A 12,351-nucleotide genomic window follows, 5' to 3' on the forward strand; every position below is an offset into this window, starting at 1 on the left:
CGAGAATCATTCGGCTTTCTCTGATTATTTTTCGTTATCAACCATATCAGCAAATAAGCCATACACATATTCATTTGCATCAAAGGCTTGTAGGTCGTCCATTTGTTCCCCAAGACCGACGAATTTCACTGGAATATCTAGTTCATTGCGAATGGCGATAACAATACCACCCTTGGCAGTTCCGTCCAGTTTTGTGAGGATAATGCCTGTTACGTCGGTTGTTTCTTTAAATTGTTTTGCTTGAACGAAAGCATTTTGGCCAGTTGTAGCATCAAGTACTAGTAAAACTTCGTGCGGCGCATTAGGAATTTCACGCGTAATGACACGTTTTACTTTTTCTAATTCGTTCATTAGATTGACTTTGTTTTGTAAACGGCCAGCTGTATCGCAAAGTAAAACGTCCGCTTTGCGTGCTTTTGCTGCTTGAACGGCATCAAACATCACCGCTGCAGGGTCGCTTCCCTCGGCTTGTTTAATAACATCGACGCCGGTACGCTCGCCCCAGACTTCTAATTGATCAATGGCACCAGCACGGAATGTATCGCCAGCAGCTAACATCACTTTTTTACCTTCTTGTTTAAAGCGATGAGCCATTTTTCCGATGGAGGTTGTTTTACCAACCCCATTCACACCAACAAACAAGATAACGGTTAGCCCGTCTTCTTCGATATGAAGTGCTTCGTCTTCTTTTTCGTCTCCTTGGTAAATCTCGACTAATTTTTCGACTATCACTTCTTGTACGTCTTTTGGATCACTGATGTTTCTAAGTTGAACTTCACGGCGTAGCGTATCGACTAGTTCCATGACAGTTTCAAAACCAACGTCTGCTCCGATAAGGATTTCTTCTAGTTCTTCAAAGAAATCTTCGTCGACTTTACGATAGCGAGCAACCATTTCGTTAATTTTTCCGGAAAAGTTGCCGCGTGTTTTGGATAAGCCATCTTTAAATTTTCCAGAAACAGAATCAGTTTGCTGAGTTATTTTATCTTTTAATTTTTTAAAAAAGGTCATTTTGTTTACTCCTTTTATTTAATGAGTTCAGCTGTTTCTTCTAAACGAACTGATACTAGTTTGGAGACGCCGGACTCTTGCATGGTGACGCCGTATAATACGTCGGCTTCTTCCATTGTTCCTTTACGATGTGTGATAACGATGAACTGCGTGCCGGACTCGAATTGCTTTAAGTAACGGCTGAATCGTGTAACATTGGCTTCATCTAAAGCCGCCTCTACTTCATCCAAAATACAGAATGGTACTGGGCGAACGCGAATGATAGCAAATAATAATGCAATCGCCGTTAGCGCACGTTCTCCGCCAGAACGAAGCGATAGGTTTTGTAATTTTTTCCCAGGTGGTTGAACGACGATATCAATCCCGGTTGTTAGAAGATTTTCTGGATCAAGGAGCACCAGTTCCGCGCTACCTCCACCAAATAGCTCAGGGAAAACAATCGCAAATTCGGTTTTAATTGCTTCAAAACTTTCACTAAAACGAATTTTCATTTCTTCGTCCATTTCGTCCATGACTTTAAAAAGGGTTTCTTTTGCGGCAAGTAAGTCCGCTTGTTGCCTGTTTAGGAAGTCAAAACGTTCTTGGATACGCTCAAATTCTTCGATGGCACCAATATTGACGATACCTAATTCATCGATAGAACGTTTTAATAAACGAACTTTCGAACGAGCTTGTTCGGTATTTACTTCTGGCAAGATTTTTTCTTCGGCTTGCTCTGGTGTTAGTAAGTAAGCTTCTTGCAAACGATCAATTCGGTTATTAATATCTACTTCTAAACGACCGATGCTTATTTCTGCATTATTTTTTTGCTCCACGTAAAAACTGATTTGATTATTTTTTTGTGTTAATTCGGCTTCTAATAGTTCTAATTTTTCTTGTAGTTCAGCACGAGTTTGTCTTGTTTGCGCAAGTTTTTCGCTTGTTTCAGCCTTATCTTTGCGCAGTTCTTCAATGGATTTTCTAGCTGATTCTTCGCTTGTATGAACGCTAGTTAAGTTGGTTTTTAAGGAAGCTAGTTTTTGTTCAGCCGCTTCTTTTTGTTCGTAATTTTCATGTAGCGTTGTCGTTACTCGCTCGACGGCTTCTGTAGCAGATTGAAGTTGCTCTCGTTTAGCGGCGATTTGCGCTTTTAAGGATGACAGACTTTCTAAATCTGCTGCACGTTTGCTTTCTAGTGCTTTGCTTGAACTTGTCATCGCTTTGATTTCTTCATCGGTTGCTTCGATTTGTTTTGCGATTTCGACTTGTTCATGTAGTAAAGTTTCTTTTCGCTCCAGTAGTTTGTTTAATTCTTCGCTACCGTCTGCTTTTTCAATATCGTATAGTTGTAGTTGTTTATTGAAGCGCTCTAGATTCTCAGTTTCTCGGTCTAGTTTTCCAAGTAATTCTTTTTCTTGTAAACGTAAATTTTCACCGATTCCTCGTGTTTCTTCGAGTTCTTCACGTTTTTTCGCCATGCTATCTTTAGCTAGTTGAACCGCAGATTCCATTTCACGAGTGGCTTCGTTTAACTCGGTAATTTTCTCTGCTAATTGGCCTAACTCATGTTTTCTCGTTAAAATAGACGATTTTCCGCCTTTGGTTGCTCCACCAGTCATCGAACCACCGGCATTCACGACGTCACCTTCTAGTGTCACAATGCGATACCTAAAGTTGACTAAGCGAGCGAGCGTATTCGCCCCTTTTAAATCTTTCGCCAAAATCGTTGTCCCTAGAGCATTCAAAATAACCGGAGAAACTTTTTCATCAAAAGAAATGACTTCACTTGCAAGTGCGATAAAAGCAGGTTGGTTGCTTAAAGCGTTTTTCGTTGCAGCTGGAAGTTCGCGAGGTTGAATAGTCGAAAGTGGTAAGAAAGTTGCGCGGCCACTTTTCGTTTTCTTCAAGAAACTGATGGCTTCACGAGCAACGCGGTCATCTTCTACGACAACGTTCTGCGCACTTGCCCCAAGCGCTGTTTCCATGGCTTGTTGGTACTTCGCGGGTATTTCTACGAGTTCTACTAACGCACCTAAAATCCCTGGAATTTCTTTTTTCGCTTTTAAGACTTCCCGGACACCTTGGAAAAAGCCAGCATAATCATCCGCCAACTCCTCTAATGTTTCCTTCCGCGATTTCATTTGTTGCACTGTTTCATAATGTTTATAAAGCGCACGTTCTTGCGTTCCAAAAACAGCTTCTTGTTTCGCTAAAGTTTGCTGTACTTCACGGTAAATTTCCATTTGTTCCGTAAGCTCACTTTGGATTTTTGTTAAATGTGTTTTGGTTGTTTCTATTTGAGCGAGCATATCTTTTCTATCATCGATATGATGGCTATTTTCTAAATCTAACTTGTCAATTCGACTCGTGATCTGACCGATTTGGCGCTCAATATAACCTAAATCATTATTAATTGTCGTTTGCGTGTGGCGCAGATCAATATAATCACTTTTGCGGTTTTCGATTGCTTCTTCGGATAAATCATCGTATTTGGCAAGTGTTACTTCTAGCTCTTTTTTCGCTTTGACCGCAATTTCAAGTGCTGTTTCTTTTTCGAGTTTTGAGCTACTTAGAACTTCTTTTTGCTCTTCCAAGGCAGTAATTTTTTCCGTAATTGCCGCCAGTGTTTCTGCGTAAACTTGTTCATTTTCGCTACTGTGCTTTTTACGTTCTAATTGGAGATTTCGCTCTCCTTCTAGTTGTTCCAGTTTTTCCGTTTCAACTAAAAGACGTTCTTGTAAATTATCAAGCGCAATATCTGTTTCATTCAGTGCATGTTTTTCGCGTGAAATAACCGCTTCTTCGGCATGTAATTCTTCGCGTAGCTTAATTAAAACCGTTTGATTTTCACCAAATTCTTTACGAACTTCGGCTAGTTTTTCTGTTAAGGAACTGATTTCGCTCGCGAGTAAAGTCACTTCGTATTTTTCTAGTTCTTCTTGTTGGAATAAATAATCTTTCGCAATAGAAGCTTGCATTTCAAGCGGCTCCAGTTGTCCTTCTAATTCGTATAAAATATCTTGTACTCGGTTTAAATTTTCTTCGGTTTCAAATAATTTATTTTCTGCTTGTTTTTTACGGTGTTTATATTTTAATACGCCGGCTGCTTCTTCAAAAATCGAGCGACGTTCTTCTGGTTTACTGTTCAGAATTTCATCGATTTTCCCTTGCGAAATAATCGAAAAAGACTCTCTTCCAAGTCCAGAGTCCATAAATAAATCGACAATATCTTTCAGTCGACAATTTTCTTTATTAATTAAAAACTCGCTATCACCATTACGGTAAATACGTCTAGTAACAGCTACTTCGCTATAATCAAGTGGTAAAAAATGGTCTTCATTTTCGAGGATAAGTGACACTTCCGCAAAATTAATTGGTTTCCGTGTATCACTTCCAGCAAAAATAACATCACCCATTCGGCCACCACGGAGCGATTTAGCGGACTGCTCACCAAGTACCCAGCGGATTGCTTCTGTAATATTACTTTTCCCGCTGCCATTTGGCCCTACAACTGCAGTCATGCCGGGCACGAAATCTATCGCAACTTTGTCAGCAAAGGATTTAAAGCCATTCATTTCTAATCGTTTTAATAACATGTCCGGACACCTCCATTTTTGTTTATCTGTGTGTTAGTTGGTTTATAGCAAATTGTGCCGCACTTTGTTCTGCTTGTTTTTTTGTTCTGCCGCTGCCTTTTCCGAGTACTTGTCCGTTAACAATTACTTGGGCATCGAATGCTTTATTGTGCGCTGGTCCTGTTTCGCCAAGGATATCATATTCGATCAAGACATCACGGTCCCGTTGAACAATTTCTTGCAGTTGCGTTTTATAATCCACTGTTTGTAGATATGCCCCTGCATCAATTTTTGGAAAAATAACACGTTCTAAAAATGTCACAACTTTGTCAATCCCATTATCTAAATAAAGCGCGCCGATAAAAGATTCAAATACATCCGCCAGAAGTGCCGGACGAGTTCTTCCACCGGCTTTTTCTTCCCCTTTACCAAGTCGTACGTATTTAGAAAAATGTACTGCTTCTGCAAACTCGACTAAAGAAGGCTCACAAACAATTGCTGCGCGCATTTTTGTCATGTGTCCTTCTGCCATATCTGGATATTTGTTAAATAGATAATTCGATACAGTGAGTTCAAGGACTGCATCACCAAGAAATTCTAAGCGTTCATTATCTTTCACATTTTCCCGGCGGTGTTCGTTCACATATGAGGAATGTGTGAATGCTTGTTTTAATAATTCAACATCTTTAAAATCGAATCCAACGCTTTCTTGTAACTCTTCCCATTGATTCATTTCACTTGCTCCTCTCTTTAATAAGCAAGTTCATTTTCTAAACAGCCACTAGCAAAAAGCTGCTTAGAAAATGAACCAACAAAATCTCGTGACCTTGAAAAAGAGGCCACCTGCGCTACTTGTCTCGCGTGCGGAAGTTACCACAGCAAAGATAAGTAACACGGGCACCCTCATTTATCCGGTCACATAAAGTTTTATGCGTTCGCCTCTATGTACTTCACTGCATCACCAACTGTGTTAATGTTTTCAGCGTCGCCATCAGAGATTTCAACTCCGAACTCGTCTTCAAGTTCCATTACTAATTCAACAACATCTAGAGAATCTGCACCTAGATCTTCTTTGAAGGAAGCTTCTAAAGTTACTTTGGATTCCTCGACACCTAAACGGTCGACGATGATTTTTGTAACTTTTTCTAATACTTCTGCCATTTTTCACTTCACCTCCCTCCAAGTATTATATAGGATTATTTCTCCTACGTAAACAAAAATATTTAAAGTAATGCGAGCCAATTAAATTCGCATTCATTAACCAATTTTACATCACCATTCCGCCATCAACAGATAGTGTTTGACCAGTAATATACTTCGAAGCATCGCTCGCTAGGAAAAGAACTGCATTTGCAATATCTTCCGTTGTTCCATAAGCACCAAGCGGAATTTGCGCTAACATTGCTTCTTTTGTTTTTTCATCTAATTTGTCGGTCATATCTGTTGTAATGAAACCAGGAGCAACAGCATTTACGTTAATACCACGGGGCGCAAGTTCTCGAGCAGTTGTTTTTGTTAAACCGATAACGCCCGCTTTACTTGCTACGTAATTTGCTTGACCTGCATTACCAATCAAACCAACAACAGATGCCATGTTGATAATTTTACCTGCGCGTTGTTTCATCATTGTACGGCTTACTGCTTTTGTACAAAGGAAAGTTCCTTTTAGGTTGATATTAATTACGTCATCCCATTCGTCTTCTTTCATACGCATTAATAAGTTATCACGTGTAATTCCCGCATTATTCACAAGAATGTCCACACGACCAAAGCGTTCGATTGCTTGTTTGAAAAAGGCATCTACATCTTCAGCAATGGCTACGTTTGCTTTCATTGCTTCTACTTCAACACCATGTTCAGCAACGAGTTTTGCTGTTTCTTCTGCAGCTTCTGGGCTACCATTGTAATTGAAGAAAATATTTGCGCCTTCTTTGGCTAATTTAATGGCAATGTCACGTCCAATTCCGCGTGATCCACCTGTTACTACTGCTACTTTTCCTTGTAAAGTCATTAATTATTCTCCTTTCAATGTCGCTGCAACGCTTTTCACTGATTCAGCGTCACCTGCTGACAGTACAGTTACATCACGATTAATTTTTTTAATTAAACCTGCTAAGACTTTTCCAGAACCAATTTCGACAAACGTATCTACGCCGTTTTTAATTAATTCTTCGACGATATCTTCCCATAATACTGGAGAATAGATTTGCTTGATTAGTTTATCGCTAATTTCGGATTTATCCGTAGTTTCTTTAGCGTCCACGTTATTAACCACTGGAATCTGACCATCTGAAATTTTAACCTCTGCTAAAACATCACGGAAAGCAAGTGCGGCTGGTTCCATTAAGCTAGAGTGGAAAGGTCCGCTAACAGCAAGTGGTAATACGCGTTTTGCGCCACTTTCTTTTGCTTTTTCGCCTGCTTTTTCAACGCCAGCTGTTGTTCCAGAAATAACGATTTGTCCTGGGCAGTTAAGGTTAGCAAGTTGTACTGCATCGCCTTCTTTAGTTACTTCTTCGGTGATTGTTTTTAATGTTTCCCGGTCTACACCAAGAACTGCAGCCATTGCGCCAGCACCATTTGGTACAGCTGCTTCCATTAATTCACCGCGCTTACGTACAAGGTAAATCGCATCACTTGCTTCTAAAAATCCGCCAGCAACAAGCGCACTATATTCACCAAGGCTATGTCCCGCTACGTAATCAGCTTTCACACCATATGTTTCTAAAGCGCGTAAAATAGCAACACTTGTGGAAACTAAAGCTGGTTGTGCGTTTTCGGATTTCGTTAATAATTCAATTGGACCTTCTGTAATAATTTCTGTGATTGAAAACCCGAGTCTTTCGTCAGCATCATCATAGATTTTTTTTGCTTCAGGATATTCTGCTGCTACATCTTGTCCCATGCCAATTTTTTGTGCTCCTTGACCGGGAAATACAAATGCAATTTTAGTCATTAGATTCTGTTCCTCCTACTTTTACTTTGTCTACTTCTGCTTTAATTGTTTCGACCACTTGTTTTTCAACCATTTCACGTACTTGACGGATTGTGGTGAAAATACCATTCGCATTGGATGAACCGTGGGCTTTTACAACTGGAGCTTGAACACCGAACAAACAAGCACCGCCATATTCGCTATAATCCATTTTTGCTTTTAAAGCCATTAAATCTTTTTTCAAGAAGCTTGCTGCAACTTTATTTTTAAAGCCATTAAGCAAACTCATTTTTAGCATACTTAGGAAAGCGGCGCCTGTTCCTTCGATGGACTTAAGTACCATATTACCAGTAAATCCGTCGGTTACAACAACATCTGCTACATCCATTAATAAATCACGCGCTTCGATGTTGCCGATAAATTCGTAAGCGTCTTGATTTTTCATAAGTTCGAATGATTTTTTTGTTAAATCATTTCCTTTTGTTTCTTCTGTTCCAATGTTTAAAAGCGCTACGCGAGGACGATCAATTTTACGCACTTTTTCTGCGTAAACCGAGCCCATTAAACCAAATTGTAATAAATGTTCTGGTTTTGCTTCCGCATTTGCTCCTAAATCAAGCATAACAAAGCCTTTTCCTGTCACGGTTGGTAGTGTTGGTGCAAGTGCTGGACGGTCAATCCCTTTAATACGGCCAATAACAAACAATCCAGTAGACATTAAAGCCCCTGTGTTTCCAGCTGAAATACAAGCATCTGCTTCTCCGTCTTTTACCGCTTGGGCAGCAAGTACCATAGAAGCTTTTTTCTTCCGTTTTACAGCGCGAACTGGTTCGTCATCACTTTCAATTTTTTCATCGGTATGTATAATTTTTACGCGGGTTTTATCAGTTAAATATTCATTTATTTTTGTTTCATCTCCAAAAAGAAGAATTTCAACATCTTTATATTGGGCCACAGCTTTCATCACACCTAAAACAATTTCTTTTGGTGCATGATCTCCACCCATCGCATCTACAGCAATTTTCATTATACGTCAGTCCTTTATTTTCATTTTTGCGTTGCGTGATACATTTCAAATTTGCCTTTAAGTACAATTTCATCTCCAACATAGCTTTTCACGTCTACGATTGTAATAGCTCTGTTGTCTGTTGCCGGACGTACTTTTGCTTTTGCGATGATGCGTTCTCCTTCGTTTACAGAACGAACAAAGCGAACGGTTGCTTGTGTTGTTAGAGCTATTTCATTTGGGATGACGGCGGTTGCTAAGGAATTAGCTTGGGCAAACAAATGATGCCCACGAGCGATTTTATTTCGTTTAAAAACATGCTCACTACGCACATCAAAAATCGAAATAGCGCTCTTGCTAAGTTGAATATCAATAATTTCACCAATCACTTCATCGATGGGAAGGCTTTTTACTGCATCGGCATAATTGACACTCGCAACATGTTTGATTCGCTCTCTGAGTTCGGGGATGGAAAGTGCTACTCTATCTAGACGAATAGTTTGCACACTGACCCCAAATTTTTCTGCAAGCTGCTCATCTGTTATGAAAGGATTTTCTTCAATCGCAACTTGAAGTTTCATTTGACGATCCTTTTTAGAATATTTTTTCATGCACGTATCCTCATCTCTTTTTTTGTGAAAGGTATTAATACCAGCTACTAAACAGTAGGTAAAAAAAGGAAGTTACCTCTGTCGGATAACATTCAGAACTTCCTTTGTATTTATTGGTACTTTAATATGTTATTAAAAATCAAGCCAAGTTGCAAGTTTTTTTAAAGATTGTTACATAGGTTTAATCTAGTTTTTGCTCCGTGAAGACGCCTTCTTCCTCCAGAAGTGCTACTAATTTTTCGTAGTTTTTGTTCTCTAACATATCTTCTTCAAAGATCATGTGAACGGCATCTTGGCGGGCGATCTCCAGTACCCGGTAATCGTGAACCATATCTGCTACTTTGAATTCTGGAACACCACTTTGTTTTCTGCCGAAGAAATCTCCTGGGCCACGAAGTTCTAGGTCGCGTTCGCTGACAACGAAGCCATCGTTTGTTTCTGACATAATCATCATACGTTCTTTGCCGACTTCGGTTTTTGGGTCAGCAATTAAAATACAGTAAGACTGATCTGCTCCGCGCCCAACTCGGCCCCGAAGTTGATGCAACTGCGCTAAACCAAAACGGTCGGCATCGTAAATGACCATCATGGTAGCGTTTGGCACGTTTACACCAACTTCCACTACTGTGGTCGAAACAAGGCAATCAATTTTTTTATTATTAAAGTCGCGCATAATTTGCTCTTTATCTGCTGGTAATAGTTTACCGTGCATTAGACCTGGAATATATTTAGTGCCCCATTTATTTTGTAGAATGTTGAAAACGTCTATCGCATTTTGCACATCTAGTTTTTCAGATTCTTCAATTAGCGGACAAATGATGTAGACTTGGTGGCCTTTGTCGATTTCTTTTTCCATAAAACCGATAACGCGATCAAGCATTTGATGTTTTACCCAGTAAGTTTCAATTTCTTTTCGACCAGCTGGGAGTTCATCGATAATCGATACATCCATTTCGCCAAATGCTGTAATGGCAAGCGTTCTAGGAATTGGGGTTGCGGTCATAAATAAAACATCCGGATATTCCCCTTTTTCACGAAGAACACGACGCTGCGCTACGCCAAATCGATGTTGCTCGTCAGTAATAACTAAACCTAGGCGATGATAAATTACTTCGTCTTGAATTAATGCATGCGTTCCGATTAAAACATCAATGGAGCCATTTTCAAGCATTGCTAGTAATTCTCTGCGCTGTTTGCCTTTCACACTACTCGTTAGTAAGCCAACTGTAATATCAAAAGGTTGCAACAGCTCTACTAAGGAATTCGCATGTTGCTCGGCTAAAATTTCGGTTGGCACCATGAGTGCGCTTTGGAAGCCACTTTTGGCAGCTGCATACATGGCAATAGATGCTACAACTGTTTTACCCGATCCCACGTCTCCTTGTAGCAAACGATTCATATGAAAGTGTGATAACATATCACCGCAAATTTCATTGACTACTCGTTTTTGTGCTTTTGTTAGTGGAAATGGCAAGGAATCAATGTAATGGCGCAAATCTTCTACATCGTAATTAATCGAAATTCCACCTGATTTCTCGCGTTCAATTTTACGGAAAAACTGCATTTTCAATTGGAATAACAAGAATTCTTCGTAGACCATTCGGCGCCTAGCTTGTTTCAATTCCTCATTATTTTTAGGAAAATGCAGAATGCGCACTGCTTCTAGGCGATCCATTAATTGATACTTTTCTAATAAATTGCTTGGAATAACTTCTTCTATATCTTGACTATAACTATCAAAAGCAAGTCTCGTATATTTTTGCATTGTTTTATTGCGTAGCGTTCCTTTTAGACGGTAAACGCCTTCTAGTTCTTCTTCACTTTCGACAGCGCCTATTTTTATTTTGCTGGCTGTAACTTGGGCGCGGCTCTTATCCCATTTGCCAGAGATTGTCACTGTTTCGCCAACACTTATTTTACTTTTTAAATAGGGTTGGTTGAAAAAATCGATTTTGATGACTTGCCCTTCAGTTGAGACGCGGAAAGAGAGCTTGGATTTTTTGCGACCGTAGAAAGCAACGGTTGCCTCTGTTAGGACTTCGCCTTGAATGGTAATCCGTTCTTCATGCGCCACTTCTGATAAATCCCGCAACCGATAATCCTCATAGCGATACGGGAAGTTCCAAAGCAAATCATGCACGGTGGATAAACCTAACTCTTTTAACGTTTTCGCTGTTTCTTCGCCAATTCCTTTGATTTCAGTTGTCGGGATTCGTTTAAGTTCACTCACGCTTATCTTCTGGCGACAGTCCAAAAATCTTCCGCTGAATTGCACGTCCAGTCGGTGTAGCCGCCAATCCTCCTTCTGCCGTTTCTCTTAAAGAGCTTGGCATTTGTAAGCCTACGCGGTGCATTGCTTCAATTACTTCATCACATGGAATGCGGCTCTTAATACCTGCGAGCGCCATATCTGCTGAAATAATTGCTTGCGAGGAACCAAGGGCATTACGTTTAACACATGGAACTTCTACAAGCCCTGCTACAGGATCACACACAAGTCCAAGCATATTTTTCATTGTCATAGCCATCGCGTGTGCTGATTGTTCTGGCGTCCCACCGGCTGCTGCTACAATCGCCGCCGAAGCCATCGCACTTGCTGAGCCAATTTCTGCCTGACAGCCACCAGCCGCTCCACTTATAAAAGCATTATTCGCAACAACATACCCAAAGGCACCTGCTGTGAATAAAAAGTTCACCATATCCTCACGCGACATTTCTAGACGATCTTTTAAGGAAAAAAGTACGCCCGGCACAACCCCCGCGCTTCCTGCCGTTGGTGTTGCGCAAATAACGCCCATCGAAGCATTAACTTCATTCGTCGCAATTGCTTTTGCTACAGAATCAAGTAACACTTCGCCTGATAAGAAGTTTCCTTTTTTGATATAGTCTTGCATTAGGACGGCATCTCCGCCTGTTAAGCCAGTTGTAGAAGTAACTCCCGCCTCACCTTCACGAATAGCTTCTTCCATAATATCTAAATTCCGTTCCATCGCAGCTGTTATTTCTTCCCGCGGTAAACCAGAAATATTCATTTCACGCTTGATCATAATTTCAGCAATAGTTAGGTTCTCGCGTTCAGCGATATCTACTAATTCTGCTACAGTTCTAAACATTGTCCACACTCACTTTCTTTACCCTTTACCAACATACCTGATTTACAACTCAAAATAAAGCCAAATGCACGTTTTGTTTACGCACATTTGGCTTTACACAAATCGAGCGAAAGCCACCGAT

General features: G+C 40.3%; 10 protein-coding genes. All 10 read right to left on the minus strand.

Annotated elements, in window-relative coordinates; genetic code table 11:
• Positions 1-24 precede the first annotated feature (24 nt).
• Positions 25-1,011 (minus strand): signal recognition particle-docking protein FtsY, encoded by a 987-nt coding sequence (ftsY, locus tag LMOATCC19117_RS09235; protein WP_003726330.1) that lies wholly within the window; start codon positions 1,009-1,011, stop codon positions 25-27.
• A 14-nt stretch (positions 1,012-1,025) separates the two neighbouring features.
• Positions 1,026-4,586: a chromosome segregation protein SMC gene (gene smc / locus LMOATCC19117_RS09240; RefSeq protein ID WP_003726331.1), complete on the minus strand. Its 3,561-nt coding sequence runs from the start codon at positions 4,584-4,586 to the stop codon at positions 1,026-1,028.
• Between the two features lie 22 nt (positions 4,587-4,608).
• Positions 4,609-5,298, minus strand: coding sequence for a ribonuclease III (gene rnc, locus LMOATCC19117_RS09245; RefSeq protein WP_003726332.1), 690 nt, complete (start codon positions 5,296-5,298; stop codon positions 4,609-4,611).
• Positions 5,299-5,492: 194 nt separating this feature from the next.
• Positions 5,493-5,726 carry an acyl carrier protein gene (locus tag LMOATCC19117_RS09250; protein ID WP_003723866.1) on the minus strand — a complete coding sequence of 78 codons (234 nt, stop codon included), beginning with the start codon at positions 5,724-5,726 and terminating at the stop codon, positions 5,493-5,495.
• Between the two features lie 106 nt (positions 5,727-5,832).
• Entirely contained in the window at positions 5,833-6,576 is a 744-nt protein-coding gene (fabG, locus tag LMOATCC19117_RS09255) for a 3-oxoacyl-[acyl-carrier-protein] reductase (protein WP_003723867.1), read from the minus strand.
• Between the two features lie 3 nt (positions 6,577-6,579).
• The gene (fabD, locus tag LMOATCC19117_RS09260; protein WP_003729536.1) at positions 6,580-7,521 is read right to left on the minus strand and encodes an ACP S-malonyltransferase; all 942 of its coding nucleotides are present in this window, start codon (positions 7,519-7,521) and stop codon (positions 6,580-6,582) included.
• Positions 7,514-8,527 carry a phosphate acyltransferase PlsX gene (gene plsX / locus LMOATCC19117_RS09265; protein ID WP_003723870.1) on the minus strand — a complete coding sequence of 338 codons (1,014 nt, stop codon included), beginning with the start codon at positions 8,525-8,527 and terminating at the stop codon, positions 7,514-7,516. Before plsX ends, fabD begins: the two co-directional genes overlap by 8 nt.
• Positions 8,528-8,547: 20 nt before the next feature.
• Complete coding sequence (gene fapR / locus LMOATCC19117_RS09270) at positions 8,548-9,117, minus strand: transcription factor FapR (RefSeq protein WP_003723871.1); 570 nt, start codon at positions 9,115-9,117, stop codon at positions 8,548-8,550.
• A gap of 181 nt (positions 9,118-9,298) precedes the next feature.
• Complete coding sequence (gene recG / locus LMOATCC19117_RS09275) at positions 9,299-11,347, minus strand: ATP-dependent DNA helicase RecG (protein WP_003728303.1); 2,049 nt, start codon at positions 11,345-11,347, stop codon at positions 9,299-9,301.
• Entirely contained in the window at positions 11,340-12,230 is an 891-nt protein-coding gene (sdaAA, locus tag LMOATCC19117_RS09280; protein WP_003728302.1) for an L-serine ammonia-lyase, iron-sulfur-dependent, subunit alpha, read from the minus strand. Before sdaAA ends, recG begins: the two co-directional genes overlap by 8 nt.
• Positions 12,231-12,351: the final 121 nt, after the last annotated feature.

Origin of the sequence: Listeria monocytogenes ATCC 19117, from assembly GCF_000307025.1 — a bacterium.
Taxonomy (GTDB): domain Bacteria; phylum Bacillota; class Bacilli; order Lactobacillales; family Listeriaceae; genus Listeria; species Listeria monocytogenes_B.

Coding starts and splice junctions, on each gene's coding strand:
- ftsY (WP_003726330.1), bottom strand. CDS start 1,011: ATGACCTTTTTTAAAAAATTAAAAGATAAAATAACTCAGCAAACTGAT.
- smc (WP_003726331.1), bottom strand. CDS start 4,586: ATGTTATTAAAACGATTAGAAATGAATGGCTTTAAATCCTTTGCTGAC.
- rnc (WP_003726332.1), bottom strand. CDS start 5,298: ATGAATCAATGGGAAGAGTTACAAGAAAGCGTTGGATTCGATTTTAAA.
- LMOATCC19117_RS09250 (WP_003723866.1), bottom strand. CDS start 5,726: ATGGCAGAAGTATTAGAAAAAGTTACAAAAATCATCGTCGACCGTTTA.
- fabG (WP_003723867.1), bottom strand. CDS start 6,576: ATGACTTTACAAGGAAAAGTAGCAGTAGTAACAGGTGGATCACGCGGA.
- fabD (WP_003729536.1), bottom strand. CDS start 7,521: ATGACTAAAATTGCATTTGTATTTCCCGGTCAAGGAGCACAAAAAATT.
- plsX (WP_003723870.1), bottom strand. CDS start 8,527: ATGAAAATTGCTGTAGATGCGATGGGTGGAGATCATGCACCAAAAGAA.
- fapR (WP_003723871.1), bottom strand. CDS start 9,117: ATGAAAAAATATTCTAAAAAGGATCGTCAAATGAAACTTCAAGTTGCG.
- sdaAA (WP_003728302.1), bottom strand. CDS start 12,230: ATGTTTAGAACTGTAGCAGAATTAGTAGATATCGCTGAACGCGAGAAC.